Genomic DNA, 19,281 nt, shown 5'->3' on the forward strand with positions numbered 1-19,281 from the left:
TAAAGCACAATTAAAGCTGCAATGTATTTACTTATTTCCCCATATCTCGTTTCGAAGGGATACTTCTATAGAGATTCCTGTTTTAAACATCGTTGGTTCTTGTGTTTAGTACAGTTATGAGCAAAATAATACTTTAACCCGGATACAAATATTTCGTTTCCATTATCCATAAGAAAGATTCGTTCGGGCTGTAATTCCACATAATTGGAATCTCGAAGAACTGCTGTATACAAAGTATCTGCATAGGAATATATCCATTTGTTGAGGAAGGGGAGTATTTTCTCCGGATCGTTACTAAAGAAATTTTGATATACATCAACAAGCAATGTATTTTTCATTTCATAGTTATTTTTAAAATAAAAATTACTACGATCCTTGCGGTATTCTATAAAAAGGGGTGACTTTGGATTGTTCTTTATTCCAGCAATAATGTTTAAAGAGATAATCATTCCTTTTGCTGATTCAATTTTTAATTTTGTTCCTAAAAAATCGGTGTCATTATATTCACTAAGGTAGGAATTTAAAAAATTAATGGCGTTATCATCTAAGGGATCAAAATAGCTATGAATGGTGAATTGGGTAGCTAAGTTGGTTTCGGGATCATAACTACAAATAATGTACATGTTCACGTTAAATTTGTCAGGAGTGATGTTTTGAACTATGGTTTCATCAATTTGTTTATTTACCTGTTCGCAGTCTAATTGTTGATTTTCCAGACTGCTGGATAAGCGAATAACCTGGGTTGGATAGTCAATATAATATAGGCGCGGTTTTCTGGACACAAAAAAAGGTTTTTTAAGAGCTATTCTTCTTAATACAAAGAGGAGAATAAAATGTCTAAAAAGCGAGCTTATTATACGGCGGCCAAGAAGGCAAAAATAACGCTAGCTGCGATTGAGGGGAAACTCACACAAGCGCAAATTACCAGTGAATACGGTGTTCACGCAACGCAGGTAAAAACTTGGAAGCAATCGGCCATCAAAGCCATTAACGATTTATTCTCTGGGGCTAATGAAAAAGAAGCCAAGTCCCAAGAGCAGCTTGTTGAGGCATTATATCAAGAAATTGGTCGACTTCAAGCGCAGCTATCTTGGCTAAAAAAAAAGCATGAACTTTAGTCTGGATGAAAAGCGCGTCATGATTGATCCTCTTGCCGAGCTCACCATTCGTGAACAATGCTTGCTATTAGACTTGCCTGTTTCAAGTTATTATTATAGTGCCAAGCCCATTTCTGTCGAAGATGAAGCGCTTATGGCGCTACTTGATGAGCACTATCTGCAGTATCCATGTGAAGGTAAAATTAAGCGGGCAAGATGGCTGTCAAAAGAAGTAGGCTATCCTGTTGGTAAACGTCGAGTAAAAAAGTTGATGGAAATGATGGGGTTATCGACTGTTTACCCAAAGCCAAATACAAGCGTTCCCAATAAGGAGCATGAGGTGTTCCCTTATTTATTAAAAGAGGTGGATATCACCAAACCAAATCAGGTTTGGGCCGCAGATATCACCTACATCCGCATGAAAGGAAAGCATGTGTATTTAGTAGCTATTATGGACTGGTATAGTCGTTATGTGATTGGATGGGCTATTTCACCTACTATGGAGGCTGAATTTTGTATTGAGGCGCTTAGAAACGCTTTGCTGCATTCGCGTTGTGAGATCTTTAACACGGATCAGGGTTCTCAATTTACCTCAAAAGATTGGATAAATACGCTAAAATCTCACCACATTTCTATCAGCATGGATGGGCGAGGACGTTATTTAGATAATATATTTATCGAGCGATTGTGGCGTAGTGTTAAGCAAGAAAAAATCTACCGGTATGATTTTGATACAATTGAAGAGGTTGAGCTGGCCTTAACGGAGTATTTTGAGTATTATAATAACCGAAGGCTTCACCAGTCCTTTAATTATTTAACGCCCGCAGAGGTGTATTATGGCCGGAAAAGACCATAAACCCTAAATGAGAGCGTCATGACTTACCCACAAGGCCCACAGGCCTATACGAGAAAGTGAAGCTCTCCTGACCTGTGGACTTGTGGATAAGTCATTCTGATAGAGTTGTGGTAAAATGACCTAAGACAATTCGTAGTAGCAATCACTATTCATACGGTATTGAGTAGGTTTAAATAGGTTAATTTGAGTGAATTTTTAACTATAAATGATGGATGAATAGCTCTTATTTTTCCTTAATTTTGTTCCAGACATGCGGACCCATATCAATACTTCGCTCAAATTGTTTGTCTTTATTGACTGATTCAAGTTCATTGGAAAAAGATCTTACTATCGTGTTTTTGCTCACAGGATTTTCTGAAAAGATCATCGTGTCAGAAGGTACTTTAGATTGGCTGAAGGCACAAAGGGGTAGAATGACAGGGAGAAGAAAATACGTATGTCTCATGGTAAACTCCTTTTTATTTTTAAATTAAATCATTTAATTTTGTTACGGATTTTATAAAGACACTTAAGATTAAATTATAGTTCAGATTGTTCGTTTATATGTTGATTCGATTACTTATCACAGAATGAATTCAATCGGCTGAACATGGATTGACTTCATTACTATGTTTGGAATTGAAACTATGGGGCTAAAAAAATCAAGATGAATGAGAACAAATAACGAAAAAATTGTTACTTTCCTTCTTTTACCTTAGAATTCACTAATTGTACAAACAAACTTATTTAGAGAGCCTTATGTCTGATTTTTATCAAGACTTTAATAAAAGACGAACTTTTGCCATTATTTCCCATCCTGATGCGGGAAAAACTACTGTTACCGAGAAATTACTTTTATTTGGAGGTGCTATTCAGCTAGCTGGTACGGTTAAAGGTCGTAAAGCAGACCGACACGCCACTTCTGACTGGATGGAAATGGAAAAAGAGCGGGGGATTTCGATTACTACCTCAGTAATGCAGTTTGTTCATAATCAGCATGTGATGAATTTACTTGATACGCCGGGACACGAAGACTTCTCTGAGGATACTTATCGGACATTAACTGCTGTCGACTCTGCTCTAATGGTAATAGACGTAGCCAAAGGGGTGGAGGATAGAACAGTGAAATTGATGGAAGTATGTCGTCTGCGTGATACACCAATTATGACTTTTATCAATAAACTGGATCGCGAAGGGCGTGAGCCTATTGATTTACTCGATGAAGTAGAATCTGTACTGGGTATCCAGTGCGCGCCTATAACTTGGCCGGTAGGTATGGGTAAACGGTTTAAGGGAATTTATCATCGCTATGAGGATATAGTGTATCTTTATCAGCATGGTAAAAATGCCCAAAAACAAGAGGCTATGCAGATTAAAGGTTTGAATAATCCTCAGTTAGATGAGTTATTAGGTGATAGCGCAAAAGAATTACGTGAGGAAATTGAGCTTGTGAAAGGGGCTTCACACGAATTTAATTTAGACCAGTATTTGGCTGGTAAAATGACTCCGGTTTATTTTGGCTCTGCTATAAATAATTTTGGTATTAAAGAGCTTTTGGATGATTTCGTTCAATATGCTCCAGGCCCACAGCCTCGTGCAACTCACGAACGCAAGGTGCTGCCTCAAGAAGAGAATTTTAGTGGTTTTGTATTTAAAATCCAGGCAAATATGGATCCGAGACATAGAGACAGAATAGCTTTTTTGCGCATCTGCTCTGGAGCCTATAAAAAAGGAATGAAATTAAGTCACTTAAGAATTGGCAAGGAGGTACAAATTGCCAATGCATTAACATTCATGGCGGGTGACCGTTCCCATACTGAAATTGCACTGGCCGGCGATATCATTGGTTTACATAATCATGGAACTATCCGTATAGGTGATACCTTTACACAGGGTGAGCAATTAAAATTTACTGGTATCCCTAATTTTGCGCCTGAATTATTCCGCCTGGTACGTTTACGAGATCCTTTGAAGAGTAAAGCCTTACTTAAGGGATTAATTGAACTTTCTGAGGAAGGTGCAACACAAGTATTCAGACCATTAAACAGTAATCAGTTAATTCTGGGAGCAGTTGGAGTGTTGCAATTTGATGTCGTAGCTCATCGCTTAAAACATGAATATAAAGTTGATTGTATTTACGAAACGGTAAGTGTGTCCTGCGCTCGTTGGGTTTATGCTGAGGACGAAAAAGCGATAACTGAATTTCGAACTAGGGCTTTTGATTATTTGGCTTTAGATGGCAGTGATACTTTAATGTATCTTGCTCCCACCAAGGTCAATTTAGCTATGGCAGAAGAACGTTATCCAAAAATTAAATTCTGCTCAACCAGAGAACATTAAAATACAGAGTTTTCATCTAAAGCTCAGTAAAAGCGGTTCCGTAGCCCGATAAGTAACTTTTTTATAAATTAAGCCTGGTTCTCACCGGGCTTGCTTGACGAGTTGGAGTATCACAGTACCAAGACATAAATATTAGCTCCTATTGAGCTCCCGTGTTTCACCTCGCTTATGCAAGACTTAACCAAAAGGGATCAACAAACCAATTGGAGCCATCCACAATGTGAGAATATATGTATGTCTTGGACTCGATTTTTAATTAATCTATAGTTAATATTTTTTATTAAGAAGTACAGGTAGCACGCACTAAATGAGTTCCAAGATTAGTGATTTGAACCTTGGCACCAGAGTCAGCACTAAGTTTTATATTTTCGCCAGAGTGCAAATTCACTTGCAATGATTGTCCTACAGTTAAAGTAATGTCATTTATTTTACCTTTTTTGGCTAAGGCTTTCGCAAATAATTCAACATTCTCATCTTCCGAGGTGATCTTACAAGTGGCTTCAACTGACCAAAACATATAGTTTATAAATAATTGAGGATCATGAGGTGGCAATTCAAACTCAAGAGTGACTCCTTGTTGCAGTGAATGGCTGGTCATTGAGAAAGAGGGAGCACTAAAAGATGTTAATGCACAAAGTAAAGTAAAGCCGATTTTTCGTAACATAAAACGCTCCATAGTGAAAAATTAACGAACCAAGATACATTTTTTTTGCTGGTTTGGCAAATTTAAAAACAATAAGGCAAGAGGAGGAAATCTATGCTTTGACAGGAGTTAACAGGGGAATTATAGTTCCCCTAAACCTTTTGAGATTGATTCAGTCATGATTTTTGCATCTCCAAAAAGCATATACGTATTGTCATGATAAAATAGAGTGTTTTCAACCCCTGCATAACCTGGTGCCATGCTTCTTTTAACAAATAAGACAGTCTTTGCATTTTCAACTTCCAATACTGGCATACCATAAATAGGTGAACCAGGATCTGTTTTTGCAGCGGGGTTAGTTATGTCATTTGCACCAATAACAAAAGCCACGTCACAGGTTGCGAAATCTCGATTGATTTCACTTTGTTCAAAAACTCGGTCATACGGAATGTTTGCTTCAGCAAGCAATACATTCATATGTCCAGGCATCCGGCCTGCGACTGGGTGTATAGCAAAACGTACTTTTATGGAACGCGCTTCCAGGGCATTAACTAGCTCTTTGACGGCGTGTTGTGCATGTGCTACTGCCATACCATATCCTGGAACAATGATTACATCTTTTGCATTGCTTAAAAGAAATGCGGCATCTTCTCCATTAGCTTGTCTTATAGTCCGTGACTCATCGCCGACATTAGTTTGAGCAGCGCTTCCAGAAGAGTTAATACCTCCAAAGATCACATTAAAAATAGAGCGATTCATTCCCACACACATGATGTAACTTAAAATCGCCCCGCTAGAACCTACTAAAGCACCGGTAATGACCAATAGATGATTACTTAAAGTAAAGCCTATACCTGCAGCAGCCCACCCTGAGTATGAGTTAAGCATGGATATTACCACTGGCATATCTGCCCCGCCTATAGGTATTATTAATAAAACACCAATTAGGAAAGCGAGTCCTGTTAACACACTGAAAAGTAATAAAGTTTGATTGTTTAAAAATAAAAGAAATAAAGCTAACAGGGACAATGCTATAATCAGATTTACCAGGTTCTGACCTGGAAATTTAATTGGTATTCCCGTCATCAGTCCTTGTAGTTTTAAAAAAGCAATTACGGAACCTGAAAAAGTAATAGCACCAATGATTAACCCTAAACTCATTTCAACCAGGCTGGCTTTAGCTATATCTCCGGGAAAACCGATGTGGAAGGAATCTGGAGCCAAAAAGGCACAAAACGCCACCAGTACTGCTGCCATACCTACCAGGGAGTGGAAGGCCGCAACTAATTGAGGAATAGCGGTCATATTGATCTTTAGGGCAATTAAAGTTCCAATAATACCGCCGGCTATTATCAAGCTAATGAGGATAAGGTGATGGTGCACGTTTGGCATCATCAGTGTAGAACCTATGGCAAGTACCATACCTGAAATTCCAAGAAGATTACCTCTTCTTGATGTTGCCGGACTTGCTAACCCTTTCAATGCTAATATAAAACATATGGCTGCTAATAAATAAAATAGTGGAACAATTGAATTCATAACCGGGTCCATCCTTTAAAACATTATTTTTTATACATGCGCAGCATGCGTTGAGTTACAACAAATCCACCAAAAATATTAATTGATGTAATGAATATTGCTAGTCCTCCTAGCCAGGTAATAGTTCCTAATAATTCATTGCCCGCCGCAATGAGAGCTCCCAAAACAATAATACTGGAAATGGCATTGGTTACAGACATTAAAGGAGTATGAAGAGCCGGTGTGACCTTCCAAACCACGTAATATCCAACAAAACAAGCCAGAACAAAAATGGTCAATATGGTGATATAGGGATTGCCTAAGGTATTAATATCATGCATTTTTTAACTCCTTTGCAGCTTGGAAAGGTAAGTATTGGCCGTCATGACAAAGAAGAGCCTGTTGTATGATTTCATCTTCAGGATTAAATTGTATTTCAGAAGACTTGGCAGCCAATAGATTGATCAAATGAACCAGATTATTAGCGTAGAGATCACTTGCTGTAGCGGGTACCAGACCAGCAATATTACTTAATCCTATTATTGTTATTTCATTATGTTTAATGGTTTTATCAAGAACACTGAGCTCGCAATTTCCTCCGCGTGAAGTCGCTAAATCTACGATTACTGATCCGGGCTTCATCAGATTTACTGTTTTTTTAAGAAGTAAGATAGGGGCTTTTCGTCCAGGGATTAAGGCGGTAGAAATTACTATATCTGCTAATCTGGCGTATTGGTCTATTAGCTCTGCCTGTAATTTTTTGTACTCGTCACTAGTCTCTGCTGCGTATCCCCCTTTGGTTTCACTGTCTTGCTCCTGGCTTACTTCTATGAATTCAGCACCTAAACTTTCAACCTGTTCCTTTGCTGCTCGTCTTACATCAAATGCATAAACTACTGCTCCTAAACGCTTGGCAGTTGCAATCGCTTGAAGACCAGCTACGCCTGCGCCAAGTATTAATACTTTCGCTGGTTGAATCATACCGGCTGCCGTCATCATCATGGGTATTGCTCTATGATATTGATTGACTGCTTCCAAAACTGCCCTATAACCTGCCAGGTTTGCTTGGGATGATAAGCTATCCATACTTTGAGCACGACTGATCCGGGGAATAAGACTCATTGAAAATAAATTAACGTGTTGTTCTTTACACCATTCAATCAACGGGCTTTCAGGTTCATTATCTATATGGCCTATGATCAAGGCATGTTTTGGCAGACCTGCTAAATCTTTGGGGACAGGTTCATTAATACAAAGAAGAATATTAGTTTGTTTCAGGAGAGTCTGTTTGTTACTTATAACTTGAACACCCACTTGCTCATATTCCTTATCAGCAAAACCTGAAGAAAAGCCTGAATTTGTTTCAATGGCCACTTCAAAACCCAACTTAATATATTGTTTGGCTGAGTTAGGCGTAATTGCCACGCGAGTTTCATTGCCAGTTTCCTGGAGGGTTGCAATCATCATGGGAAATCCTTTTACCGTTTTATATAAGCTATCCTATTGTAGTTTAGAATAATTTGCTACTCGTTGCAGTATGATTTTTAAAAAACGAGGAAACTGGGCAAATAAAAAGGGCGTATAAACTACGCCCTTTTTAACAATTCGATATAGACAGCAAGATTGAGTACAGTCCTAATTCTTTAAGTGGATTCCTCCGGAGTGCTTTTTGCTTCTTAGTCTTTGCTAAGCTTGCGCACCACACTCTCAATCTGGCTTCCAAGTTTGGAATGTTGGCTGAACAATGGTTACCGCCTATGATTCTATGATAGGCTAGTCACATTGTTAATTCCACTTGTTTGGTTCATTATTTTGCAAAGATATCGTTAATTATGAGCTTAAAGCACTCTTCCTCGAAAATGAGTTAGAAAAAATGTGGAGCAGTGGTCTTTTTGCAGTATAAGCACCACTACCTGTTCTTAAGAAAATCTGCGTAAAATAGATTTTTCCATTCTTATCTCGGGCAATACCTATCCCTGTCAGATTATAATTTCCTTCAATATTTCTTTTGTGGCCTGGACTGCGCACCCAGTTATAAACTACATCTTGCGCGTCCTTGTAGTTATAGGCAACGTTTTCAGCCCCTGCATTTGAGTTTTTGATTTTTGCATGCAGACGGTTGATGCGATTGTTAAAATATTTATGACCAAAAGACATGCGATGGTTTGCCATGTCAAGAGAGTGTTGTTTCGCTTCTTTAACGATGTTGTTATCCATTTGCAGAGGTGATAGACCCTGGTTTTGTCTGTATTTATTAATATGGATTAAAATAGCATTTTGGATGGCTGCATCTCTGTCTTCTTTTTGTACTGGTTTACCAGCATGAGATGACTGAAATAAACCTAATGTAATGGAAATTATTATTGCTCTGGCCGAATGAAAATTCATCGATAGCCTCTTTTGTTATTAGAAAAAAATTGAGCTGAATGGTTACTGAAAAACAGTCATTTGTCTATAGGGTTATTGCATCAATATTTGCAACCCTGTAAATTAATCATCCATTTTTATAAAAATTGGAGCCAGAAAACGCAATGATGAATCAGATGAGCGCTTTTATTCGTTTGCTGCTATCCAGGTTTTTTCTATAAAATCGGTACATGGGTCCTGAAGGGATAAGCGGTACAAAAGTCACTTTACTAATGACTTAATTTTTTTATTGTCTCGTCAAGCTCTTCTACTTCTCCAGAGTAATGATAATAAATTCTTTTATGAAGACAATCTATAATACATAGTGGCTCTTTAGGTTGATCTCCAAATTGTTTAAAAATCCAGAAAACCCCTTCCGCATGCTCATTTTTAATTTCTTTTAATAAGTCTCGCATCTTATCTTCTTTTATTTCAGAATGGGAACAAACTATTCCAGATGAGGCAAGATTTATTTCATAGGCATAATATTTTTCTTTCATAAAAATACTCCCTTATACTCATGACTCTTTTTGAATTAGATAAAAAAATAATTTACTAATTGTTTAAATTATAGCCTTTTATGCGAAAGAGGAGTGGAAAAATATAAATGATTGTTATCTTCGACATACCGAGAAACACAACAACTTTCAAGAACCTGGTTCTGGGGTGATTGTACTGATTAAATTATCTAATTGGGATGTTGCTTAAAGATTAACAGAAAAACCTAATAATACACCGTGTAGCGATGGAATATTGGATACATGGCCTCTTTTCGTATAGGCATTTATTTTTAAATTAGCCTCGTTACTGTACACTCCCTGATAGAGCAAACTTAGAGTGGCGAGAGCAGTAATAGGATAACCAAAGCCTGCTTGTATTTCTCCTGCTAATTGGGATAAGTCATTGATTGATTTTTGTTTAATTCGCCAGTTTCTATATGCAACTCCTCCTTTGAGCTGAGCGAAGAATTCACTTCCGCACAATGGGTCGCTTTTAGCGGTAATCAATAAATCAAGCATGGTGCCTAATGTGGATTGAACAGGAATCCAATCTAAAACTTCCAATGTTTCATAAGGAATATGCAGACGAATGTGACTTCCATTTTGGACACCAAGTTCCAATCCTAATGCAATGTCACCGCTAAGCATCATTTCATTGCCTAGTGCCAGCCGGGCTAATACTGCATCACTATCTGTAGAGTAGGTATTTGGATATTTGCTTTTTCCAACACTGGCAGTTACTGACCACGGTTGGTCTTGTGAGGTTGATTCAGGATAATAACGAACACCATTAGCGAATACATTTATTGATAATATAATTCCAATTATGCCTAATTGTAATTTCATTCTCATAGGTTATGTCTCTAATCTAATCAGTATATTCTGACAAGCGAACTGAACAACTTATGGTATCTTGGCAGGGATTTTAAATTTGGCGGAGAGAGAGGGATTCGAACCCTCGATACGTTGCCGTATACACACTTTCCAGGCGTGCGCCTTCAGCCACTCGGCCACCTCTCCAACCGGGCAAGCTTATCCTTCTGCGGATATAAAAGCAAGATCATTTAAAAAGTATTCAAAAGCTATGATTTAAGTGATGTACTAAAATTGAAGGACTATGAACTGAACTTGAGCCAGAGCCTGTAAAAGAATATCAAAAGACGGTTGTTTTATACTGATTTTTAGGGTGTGACCTCGCATTAATATAAGAATATTTCCGAGCCCTTTTGTTCAACTTAAAAACAAATAGTCCTTTATTTTTCAATCAATTCAAGTATGATTTTTTCATTAATTGACCTAAGTGAATAGAAGTAAGGCGAAAAGAATTAGAATGTCATTCTGATACCGAAAATAGCCCACACACCCAGTATCAAGTGTTGGATTTCTTTCATGCAACACAATATCTGGCAAAGGCTTCTCATGCCTTTAAGGGGTAACTAAAAAGAAAATACTTTATGATAAATGGTGTTAAAATTTACTGTAAGTGTTGATTGGTGACTTTTCACGATATACTATTCGTTTTTAAATTTTTTAAAGAAAGATTATGTCTGTAGAGCGTTCGATTCAAAAAGGTATTTCTGATTTCACCTTTATTATCGGTAGAGGTTTAATGTACGGAGGCGGGGCAGGGCTTTTAGTTATGGCTGTTGTAGGTACAGTGGCAATTGACCTGGTGATTCTTGCCGCTGCGGAACGCAACCATAATTCTTTTTTAACCGGCTTTGTATTAGGGTCTATGTTTTCCAGAGGAAACGTAGATCCAGTACCTCTGCTTATTGCTTCACCAATCACTTCCATTATTGCTGTTGTTTTATCAGTTGCTCTGGGTGTCTCTGGGGTAGGTGTTGGAATATTAATAGGTTGGGGGGTAGCTGCTTCATTATTGGCTATTGGTTATGGGCTTGAACAATTGTCGAAGGCAATTGCTCCTGAACCCGAACCTGATGAAGATCTTGGTAACTGTTTTTCTCCTTGTTTTTAATCTCAGACCTATAATTTTAAGTAATACTGGTTTTAATAAGCGCTGAATTTTTGTCCAGTGCTTATTAACCTGATTTGGGCAATTCATGAATTGTCTGCATATTACCCCTGCTTTATCACCACACCGTTCGCACAATTTGTCCTGATATTGTATATACTAATAAGTATGTTGCTTTTTTTCAAAATATGGTGTGACTATGTTTATACGGACATTGATCGTATCTTTAGGCCTTAGTTGCTCCTGTGTAGTTTGGTCCTTTCCTTGTTATTATACTTTGGTTAAAGACAGTTGCTGGACTAAATACAATGTATCTGTTGATGTGATTGATCCCGTAACCTCAAGCAAATTATTAACAGTCACTGTACCCTCTGGAAAAAGCTGGGTCAGAGAAACTTTCGACTGTCATGCTGCCCAGGGCTTAATTTACATAGCAAAATTTAACCCTGTGTTTTGGAAAAATGACGCGGGAAAAACTTATCAGGGGCTAAGAAATTGGTTTCTTCCTGGAGCAATTAATCCTGGTGACACAGCATGGACTATCCCTGTATGTTATCCTAAAGATTTTTCAGAGGTGCCACTACCTCCTGAAGCTGATGGTAATTGTAAATGTGATTTTTCCGTGATCCCACCTGTGGAACCTAAATAACCAATAGCGTTACATTCTATCTTTGTGTATGATTTCTTGTATGATTTGTGATGGAGCAAACGATTGATTACCTTAAGAAACAAGATTGGACAAATGTTGATTGTTGGCTTTCAGGGCTGTGAGATAAATGAGCATAGCCCCATAGCGCACTGGTTGTCTGATGACGGATTAGGTGGTGTTTTATTATTTGATCAAGAGCTGAATACAGGTTTGTATGGAAAAAATTTAAAAAACCAGGTTCAAATTAAGCAACTGATTCGGCAACTAAATCATTATGGATCTATAAATCTTGAGCTCGGTGAGGCATTGCCCTTATTAACTGCTATTGACTATGAAGGTGGGGCTGTAGACAGACTAAGTAAAATAGAAGGATGTATGTCTACTTTGACGGCTGTGGAATTAGCTCATTTAACTGCACCTGCTTTGGAAGAAGAATTTAGTCAAATGGCATCTACTTTACAATCCTTGGGTTTTAATTTGAATTTTGCCCCGGTAGTTGATTTGGATTTAAATAACCAAGAGGGGATTATTGGTAAATTAAAACGAAGTTTTTCAAATGATCCCGCTCAGATTGTTCGTGTTGCTCATCAATTTGTTGATGTTTTTAGTCGTTATGGCATTGCCTGTGCGTACAAACACTTTCCAGGTCATGGAAGTGCTGTTGGTGATACTCACGAAGGGTTTGTTGATGTCACTGATACGTTCAAGCCTGAAGAGCTGGTTCCTTATCAAAGTTTACTTCTGGATGTTTATAAACCTACAATGGTGATGACTGCTCATGTAATCAATAAGCATTTGGACAGTAAAGGATTACCTGCAACTTTATCCTCTGAAATTTTGACGGGGATATTACGTGGCGATATGGGCTATGATGGGGTGATAGTTAGTGATGACTTACAAATGCAGGCTATTTCAAAACATTACTCCCTGGAGGAGTCTCTTAGTCTCACCATTAATGCCGGGGCTGATATGGTGATATTTGCAAATCAGTTAGGTAGTATTACCGCCCCTGAAGTGATTGACTGTGTTGAGCAATTAGTCCTTCATAAAAAAATAGATCAACAACGAATAGATGATGCCTATAGACGAGTGATGCGTTTAAAGCAACAAATTAATTGTATTGAGTTAGTTTAATAGTCGGAATGGATCCTCCCATCTTGATCTACAGTTAAAGTTCTGAATATCAAAGAGGGACCAAACAGATATAGCTAGACGACTTGGGATAGGTCGAACCTCTGTAAGAAGAATATTGAATGGAAATAATATAATTTTTGAGACTGATAAATGATGAACAACATATTGATAACAGGAAAGACAGAATTTATAAAACTACCAAGTAGAGTTAGCATCCCGTCTTCTGAGCTTTTCACAAAACGATATGTTCAAATTTAAGCTCCTGCCATGCAATCTGGTTAGCCCTAACAATTAGTTTGTACTTAATGGCAAAGTGATTTAATTGAGTTTTTATCTTTAACATTTCCAGCTTGCAATAGGCAATAATAGAAGCATAAATATGATTACACTGTGTTTTGACGGTTCTAGTGGGAGACTTGGTTAAGCTTGCGTTTTGCTTAATTGATTAGTTGTACTCTTCAATCCGCCACCGTTTCTGGTACACTTCATAAAGACGTTCGGCACTACTTAGCATGTCATTAGAAACAAGATAGAGAATTCCTGTTGAACCGTTTTCGTTTTTGAATATTTTTTTCAGGAGCCTCACTGGGAAGTCTAGGCCTTTAAGCCAGACTGTTTGGGCTGCATCCTCTTCAACATCTAATGCTCTTACTTGTTGGTACCGTCCGTTTTTGGCATCGTTTTCAGATAAAGCTAACGTGCGTTTAGACTTAATCCCAATGATAAACGATTTTTGAAGGCCTTTATGGATGTGAACCATATTGGCCTTCGAGCCAAACCAGTTGTCCGCCAGAACATAATCAAACATCACCTTGTTGATTATGGCCTGGGCAATCAGGTTTTGAAATAATTGATTCTTGGTCACTGATGATTTTCTTCTGGTTTGTCTGGTTTTAATATCACAATAAGCGATATCTTTTTTAATCACCTCATATCCTATGGGTAGGCTGAAGTCAGCGTAGCGAACCATGCACGACAAGATGTTTATCCCTTTGAGTACAGTCCCTTTCGCATGAGAATAATGCCAGCAATTCACTTCATTCTCATCGGTGTAAGGTTTTTCCTCAATGGAGTCATCAAGAATCAATACTCCACCAACTGTTTCTTGCGACCTAACTGGCTTTTTTACATAGCACCAAAGTGATTTTGAACCAAAGTCCTCAAGACGAAGAAATCGGGTTACTTTGTCATGAGCAAATGCTCCATCAACCAAATCAGACAACCCTGTAGCTGTCGCATATTTATTTTGGAAAATTAAATAATCACTATAGAGATCAAGCATATCCATTGAATCCCTCCCTAAAATTAAGGGCGGAATTCTAATGCTTTTTGTTCAATCTGCAAGTCCATGTGCGTAACATGAGTTAATAAGCGTATCTTCAACCCAGCGGATATTCCGATAACAAGCACTTTCACTGATCCCATAACTACGCGAAATATGAAAATATGTTCTATATTCGCGCATATACTCCAGCGCCATCAGCAGCCCATCTTCAATGGCTAATTTATTTGGCTTACCCCCCTTCGATTTTAATAAAGTATCAGCCTCACTCAAGATTCTTGCCATCACATCAAACGTTGTACGTTTAATACCTTTGAGCCTACGAAATCCCTATTGGGATTCATCTTTGATTTGTTCAAACTTCATCAACGCCCTTGCCAAAAACTTAGAAGCCTAATCAAATCATGGGGTTATGCAAGAGCTCTATTATCGAGGTATCTTTATCTTTTAAGCTGATATAAGTAGATTGGTTTTCGGGTTAAACGTTTTCGTTGCCATTGGCGAAATGACGAGGGCGTACTTTCTTATTAAAGCCAGCGAGGAAGTAAAACGTTCAGGGAGGGTGCCAACTTCAAAGCATTGAAGGACACCATGCGTTTATGATAATGTAATTTTTTTCGGTACGGGGTTATGAATAGGTGTTACCGGGAGAGTGCGAAGGTGCATGTTCATCGGCACTTTTAGGTGCAAAGAAAGAGGTTGTCGCGATAGTGGCTACCTTTCGAGGACGACTGCTATCGGGTCGAGTTGACATTGCATTGACAATCTCACTAAATAACGCTTGGCAATTATCTTTCTTGCTACCCCCTTCTCGTTCGGCATCAAAAATTAAGCATTCTTTATCATTTAATTTGCCCAAGTAAACCTGATGATAGGTATCACTCTTTTCCCATGGATCTTCTACTGGAAAAGTAATGATAGTATGTCCAGGCGTTGGAAGCACCGAATCCACATTTAAATCTTTGACTGCTTCTGCAGCGAAGGTCTGAACTTCATGCGGGGTCTTTGTAACCACAAAAGCAGAATGTTTGCCATCCTGACCTTGTTGACGTAAAGCGTGCTGAAGATGTTCCTCTGCCACTGCTGCAGCATAGACCTCTGTATTTTTTTTGGATAGTACGTCGGTTTCATTGGTTCCAGTAATTTGATTTCTGGCATAAAGATTGGCAAGCGGGCCGCAAAGTCCAGCTTCCTTTTCACGTCCAAGTGCTTTTAGCATTTTTCCTTGTGTACTGTAGGTGGACTCAGGGCTTACAGAAGAACCTTGTGCAGCATTGTCTGAACTTAATTCCTCGTCATGCAATGCTCTCCAAATCGAGGCTAACCTCATTATGGTCCTTATTTATACTATTTATGAATATATAATATACCATATACAGGGGATTAGCAAATGGTGTATCCGCAGCGAATTGCCTCAAATTACCTGTTGCCCAAGTACCATCTAAATAAGTATGTAAATTGCATCGTTGCCTCATTTATTAAACCCGTTGATAAAGTACGCATTGAATCAAGGATTAAGAAAAAGTAAGATAAAGCACACACTCCTTATCAACGATTAATGGCATCAAATTGCCTTAATTTAGAGCAGAAAAAAACGCTTCAGGATAAATTTATTACACTTGACCCATTCGATTTACAAAAAAACATCCAAAAGAAGCTAAAATTACTATTTAAGCAAGTGACTGTTCAAAATACAAAACAGAGAAAGGCCATTTAATAAAACAATTGAGCACTGATGGAACTAAAGCCTGTGGATATGATGGACGAATCCTTCGGACCAGCCTGCGTCCTGCGGGACGTGTGGTCAATAGCTATGGATAACGAAAAGATGTTATCCATAGCTATTGACCACACTCACAGGCTTCTCGCCCACATACCCACCAGGCTCAATAACAATTATTTTTTAACTGCAATAAAATCTCTCAAAAGCAACACCTATTTTGAGACAACGACTCAGTACTTCTTTGTCCTTCGGCAACACCTTTCATTGAGGCATCAGGCTTTTTAGGGCGGGGGGATCGCCCATTCAAAGGTATGTCATTTATATTTAACCGGTGTTCATTTTTTAATCCATCGACCCATCCCATCCCATCTCATTAGAGTTGAGCCAATGTTCCATTCATGAAAGAAAACCCTCTTAAATGTAAAGAATCAGAAAATAGGATATCCGTTAATATTCTGTTAATAAAGTGAACGTATTATGTAATTGTAAACCATTTAATTTAAATAGGATTAATTATGAAGAATGTACAAGAAGTAACAATTGGTGCGGTTATAAAAGCCATTAAGAACAATTTTATCAGTGCTCATGAGGTTGCGCGCGTTGAGAAGCAAAGCGGCATTGAGTACCCAGGTCACTCTGGCTATAACTGTTCGGAACGAGCAGACTTAAAAACTATCTTGGAACGGTTAGGTGGACCACATATCAAAGCGGTAGATGCTGTTAATAATGGCCACGACAGTAATAAAACGCCACTCCATCCATTTGCAAAAGAGGCCTTGATACAGCAAGCGAAACATAATCAGGAAAATGGGTTATCCCCGTTTCTTCCGCATAAAGACTCGCGTTCGCAAGAAAGTCTCAATCTGGACTTTGGCCATTTTCCAAAACCTGCTATGAGATAATTTAAAACCTCAAGCAATATATCGAACCCAATTCTACTCACCTCGCCTCAACCATAGCATGGAATTCGAAATGATAAATATAAATTCACTATGTACTTTTTTTGTGATACTGGTTATAATATGTGAATTATTATTAAGAGAGAATGGGTATGAAAAAATCAATCTACGATTTACCTTCAGAGATAGGAAAGGAAATTTCGGGTCACCTACCTTCGATAAAAGCCAAAACGAATGCTATATTAGATAAACATACCCGAACCTTATTTCAACCCCCTGCCATTTTATCCAAATTCCTGGAGTTTGTGGCTCATGGAAAGCAAGACCATGCAGAAAAAATATTTACAATAAGGAAAAAAAATCCCCACCAGCTCCAGGAGTTATTACTTGAACGAGGCACAGTGACCGACTATTCAGGTCGAACCTTTACCAATATTTCAGCGTATGAATACGCTTATTGGGCAAAGGACAAGCATATGTGCCGGATGCTTGAATCGCATATGGACGAGAATACAAAAGCGGCGATGCTAAAGCGCTGCGAAGCGATAGAGAGCAATGGGTTAACCTATAAGCAACATGGGGTCGAGGTTAAGAATTCAAAGCATTTTGACTTAACCCCACTCAAAACAGCACTGAACAATTATATTGATGGTTATGATAACTGGGAGAGCTCCCAGAATTGTGACGCCATGAAGGCGGCATGGATGGAGGTTGGAAAAGAGCAGCGCGATGTTCCAGTCCATGTGGCTAATGAATATTGCCGTAAAGACCGCTCGTTTGACCCAACACCTCAGTTTAATGAGGACAAATTACCCCGTAAGTTAGCGTTCCACAATTATAATACAAACAAAGGCGAATCGTGGTTCCCCTTGGTTATTTCTGATTCTTCCGGGCTTGCGGTTGATTTTGCATTAATTAGGGCGGGGCGTGGGGTGGGCGCGGCGGGGCCGTGGGGGTTGGACGCTTTCGGCGGCGCCGGATGATTTGGCGGCTATAATCCGCCTTGATGAAGTAAGAACATTAGATCTCACGCAGTCGCGTAAAAACCTGGAGCCGACAAAACCTGGGCTTGAGATTGATAACCGTATTTTTTAATGGCGTGCGTGAGCAGACCGGCGGCATAGGCCGCCGGGCTAAAATCCCAGCACACATTTAAAAACCATTCAAGTAGCTCCTGGTACTGCCAACTTTCTGTTGTTCTTACCCACCACATGACCCAGAGATGTAGGTACCTTCTGATCTTTTTGGGAGACACCCCATCTTTGACCATAAGATTAATCTGCTCTCGTGCTTTTCGTAACGTCCTTGCGTGCGGGACAATAGTGTCAAGCCCAGGCGTTTGATGATTAATTGCAATCTCTGTACCCCCCCCCACAATGAGGTTAGATTTTGCGCAGTACCCGCCGGGATAACTGCTCTATCATTTGCCTGTATCACATGGGTGTTATCCTGGGTTTGCGTCCCAGGATAGTGTATTCCGAGAAAGTGGAATCCTTTCTCAATGTTGCCTATGCGTGTCTTTTTGCGCGATAAACTGAGCCGTCTTTCATGCAACACCTCCATCATGCGCTGTTTGCAACGGTTAAGCTGACGGCTGGTTTGGCACAGAATAAGAATGTCATCCTGATACCGGATATAGGTTACATCCATCGAATTGAAGGCATCATCCAATGGCTTTAAATAAATGCCACTAAAAAACTGAGACAGCGGCCCACGTAGCGCAATTCCCTGATCGGGATTTTTATATCCGCGAGGGGTTTCAATGGGATTGATAATAATTTGTTCTAGCATGGATTGGACATTGAGATCGTTATAGTGCTTTTTGATATCTTGAATCAATTGGTGATGCGGGATGGACTTGTAAAACGATTTGATGTCAGCGCGGATGATGTATTGTGGTTTTTTTTCCAAAAGCACTTGCCGGATACGCCGCGTGGCAAGCCGTACACCACTTGGTCCATGAAGATGGTAGCAATTGGGGTTCATCACGTAAGGGAAGGTAGGTTTTATTTGTTTGAGCAAAATATTTTGGAAAATCCTGTCCGATAAATGCAGCTGATCAACCATTTCATCTGGAAAATAATGGCGCTTAAGATGGCGCGGTGTATAGCTGCCATTCACCATGGATTCAACACCCCGCACCAGCCAATCATCTATTTCTCGTGCCATGAAATGCACGTCGTGATTAGGGTTTGCATGATGTTTTTGTTTGTGAATTTTGGCGAACAACTTGCGGCCAATATTCACCATGTCGGCAATACTCCATCGTTTCATGTT

General features: G+C 39.0%; 20 protein-coding genes, 1 tRNA gene and 2 pseudogenes. 8 read left to right on the forward strand and 15 right to left on the reverse strand.

Features of this window, described 5'->3' with window-relative positions; all coding sequences use genetic code 11:
- Window positions 1-65: 65 nt before the first annotated feature.
- Window positions 66-782: an Lpg0189 family type II secretion system effector gene (locus HRS36_RS07290; RefSeq protein WP_226905604.1), complete on the reverse strand. Its 717-nt coding sequence runs from the start codon at window positions 780-782 to the stop codon at window positions 66-68.
- A 51-nt stretch (window positions 783-833) separates the two neighbouring features.
- On the opposite strand from HRS36_RS07290, the gene HRS36_RS07295 reads away from it, so the two are divergent.
- The gene (locus tag HRS36_RS07295; protein WP_173235475.1) at window positions 834-1,118 is read left to right on the forward strand and encodes a transposase; all 285 of its coding nucleotides are present in this window, start codon (window positions 834-836) and stop codon (window positions 1,116-1,118) included.
- Window positions 1,108-1,953, forward strand: a complete 846-nt coding sequence (locus HRS36_RS07300) for an IS3 family transposase (RefSeq protein WP_173235473.1) — start codon at window positions 1,108-1,110, stop codon at window positions 1,951-1,953. Before HRS36_RS07295 ends, HRS36_RS07300 begins: the two co-directional genes overlap by 11 nt.
- A gap of 223 nt (window positions 1,954-2,176) precedes the next feature.
- On the opposite strand, the gene HRS36_RS07305 is transcribed toward HRS36_RS07300, so the two are convergent.
- The gene (locus HRS36_RS07305) at window positions 2,177-2,398 is read right to left on the reverse strand and encodes a hypothetical protein (protein ID WP_173236791.1); all 222 of its coding nucleotides are present in this window, start codon (window positions 2,396-2,398) and stop codon (window positions 2,177-2,179) included.
- Window positions 2,399-2,691: 293 nt separating this feature from the next.
- On the opposite strand from HRS36_RS07305, the gene HRS36_RS07310 reads away from it, so the two are divergent.
- The gene (locus tag HRS36_RS07310; protein ID WP_173236792.1) at window positions 2,692-4,272 is read left to right on the forward strand and encodes a peptide chain release factor 3; all 1,581 of its coding nucleotides are present in this window, start codon (window positions 2,692-2,694) and stop codon (window positions 4,270-4,272) included.
- Between the two features lie 280 nt (window positions 4,273-4,552).
- Here HRS36_RS07310 and HRS36_RS07315 read toward each other — a convergent pair whose 3' ends face one another.
- The 8 genes from HRS36_RS07315 to HRS36_RS07350 all read right to left on the reverse strand — a co-directional run bounded on the left by HRS36_RS07315 (window position 4,553) and on the right by HRS36_RS07350 (window position 10,359).
- Window positions 4,553-4,936, reverse strand: coding sequence for a hypothetical protein (locus tag HRS36_RS07315; protein WP_173236793.1), 384 nt, complete (start codon window positions 4,934-4,936; stop codon window positions 4,553-4,555).
- A 120-nt stretch (window positions 4,937-5,056) separates the two neighbouring features.
- Window positions 5,057-6,454 (reverse strand): NAD(P)(+) transhydrogenase (Re/Si-specific) subunit beta, encoded by a 1,398-nt coding sequence (locus HRS36_RS07320; protein ID WP_173236794.1) that lies wholly within the window; start codon window positions 6,452-6,454, stop codon window positions 5,057-5,059.
- Between the two features lie 23 nt (window positions 6,455-6,477).
- Window positions 6,478-6,774 (reverse strand): proton-translocating transhydrogenase family protein, encoded by a 297-nt coding sequence (locus HRS36_RS07325; protein WP_173236795.1) that lies wholly within the window; start codon window positions 6,772-6,774, stop codon window positions 6,478-6,480.
- Window positions 6,767-7,900, reverse strand: coding sequence for a Re/Si-specific NAD(P)(+) transhydrogenase subunit alpha (locus tag HRS36_RS07330; protein ID WP_173236796.1), 1,134 nt, complete (start codon window positions 7,898-7,900; stop codon window positions 6,767-6,769). The genes HRS36_RS07325 and HRS36_RS07330 overlap by 8 nt, the downstream gene beginning before the upstream one ends.
- Window positions 7,901-8,263: 363 nt before the next feature.
- Entirely contained in the window at window positions 8,264-8,821 is a 558-nt protein-coding gene (locus HRS36_RS07335; RefSeq protein WP_173236797.1) for a CAP domain-containing protein, read from the reverse strand.
- A 248-nt stretch (window positions 8,822-9,069) separates the two neighbouring features.
- Entirely contained in the window at window positions 9,070-9,339 is a 270-nt protein-coding gene (locus tag HRS36_RS07340) for a hypothetical protein (RefSeq protein ID WP_173236798.1), read from the reverse strand.
- A 204-nt stretch (window positions 9,340-9,543) separates the two neighbouring features.
- On the reverse strand, window positions 9,544-10,191 hold the full coding sequence (locus tag HRS36_RS07345; protein ID WP_173236799.1) for a hypothetical protein: 648 nt from the start codon (window positions 10,189-10,191) through the stop codon (window positions 9,544-9,546).
- 80 nt (window positions 10,192-10,271) lie between these two features.
- Window positions 10,272-10,359 (reverse strand) — tRNA-Ser (locus HRS36_RS07350).
- A 523-nt stretch (window positions 10,360-10,882) separates the two neighbouring features.
- On the opposite strand from HRS36_RS07350, the gene HRS36_RS07355 reads away from it, so the two are divergent.
- The 3 genes from HRS36_RS07355 (at window position 10,883) to HRS36_RS07365 (ending at window position 13,100) form a co-directional block, all read left to right on the forward strand.
- Entirely contained in the window at window positions 10,883-11,320 is a 438-nt protein-coding gene (locus HRS36_RS07355; RefSeq protein WP_173236800.1) for a hypothetical protein, read from the forward strand.
- 196 nt (window positions 11,321-11,516) lie between these two features.
- Window positions 11,517-11,966, forward strand: a complete 450-nt coding sequence (locus HRS36_RS07360) for a hypothetical protein (protein WP_173236801.1) — start codon at window positions 11,517-11,519, stop codon at window positions 11,964-11,966.
- Between the two features lie 63 nt (window positions 11,967-12,029).
- Window positions 12,030-13,100 (forward strand): glycoside hydrolase family 3 N-terminal domain-containing protein, encoded by a 1,071-nt coding sequence (locus HRS36_RS07365; RefSeq protein WP_173236802.1) that lies wholly within the window; start codon window positions 12,030-12,032, stop codon window positions 13,098-13,100.
- Window positions 13,101-13,332: 232 nt separating this feature from the next.
- Here HRS36_RS07365 and HRS36_RS07370 read toward each other — a convergent pair.
- The 3 genes and pseudogenes from HRS36_RS07370 to HRS36_RS07380 all read right to left on the reverse strand — a co-directional run bounded on the left by HRS36_RS07370 (window position 13,333) and on the right by HRS36_RS07380 (window position 15,712).
- Window positions 13,333-14,388: pseudogene (locus HRS36_RS07370) on the reverse strand (IS701 family transposase).
- Window positions 14,389-14,466: 78 nt separating this feature from the next.
- A pseudogene (locus HRS36_RS07375) lies at window positions 14,467-14,691 on the reverse strand (helix-turn-helix domain-containing protein); the annotation flags it as partial.
- Between the two features lie 319 nt (window positions 14,692-15,010).
- The gene (locus HRS36_RS07380) at window positions 15,011-15,712 is read right to left on the reverse strand and encodes a hypothetical protein (protein WP_173236805.1); all 702 of its coding nucleotides are present in this window, start codon (window positions 15,710-15,712) and stop codon (window positions 15,011-15,013) included.
- Window positions 15,713-16,620: 908 nt separating this feature from the next.
- On the opposite strand from HRS36_RS07380, the gene HRS36_RS07385 reads away from it, so the two are divergent.
- Both HRS36_RS07385 and HRS36_RS07390 read left to right on the forward strand, forming a co-directional pair.
- The gene (locus HRS36_RS07385) at window positions 16,621-17,007 is read left to right on the forward strand and encodes a hypothetical protein (RefSeq protein WP_173236806.1); all 387 of its coding nucleotides are present in this window, start codon (window positions 16,621-16,623) and stop codon (window positions 17,005-17,007) included.
- 149 nt (window positions 17,008-17,156) lie between these two features.
- A complete protein-coding gene (locus HRS36_RS07390) occupies window positions 17,157-17,987 on the forward strand; it encodes a hypothetical protein (RefSeq protein WP_173235463.1) in 831 nt (276 codons plus the stop codon).
- 44 nt (window positions 17,988-18,031) lie between these two features.
- Here the strand turns inward: HRS36_RS07390 and HRS36_RS07395 are convergent, their stop codons facing one another.
- Complete coding sequence (locus tag HRS36_RS07395; protein WP_173235382.1) at window positions 18,032-18,217, reverse strand: hypothetical protein; 186 nt, start codon at window positions 18,215-18,217, stop codon at window positions 18,032-18,034.
- On the reverse strand, window positions 18,205-19,278 hold the full coding sequence (locus HRS36_RS07400; protein ID WP_173235461.1) for a reverse transcriptase/maturase family protein: 1,074 nt from the start codon (window positions 19,276-19,278) through the stop codon (window positions 18,205-18,207). Before HRS36_RS07400 ends, HRS36_RS07395 begins: the two co-directional genes overlap by 13 nt.
- Window positions 19,279-19,281 lie beyond the last annotated feature (3 nt).

This window comes from Legionella antarctica (assembly GCF_011764505.1).
GTDB lineage: Bacteria > Pseudomonadota > Gammaproteobacteria > Legionellales > Legionellaceae > Legionella > Legionella antarctica.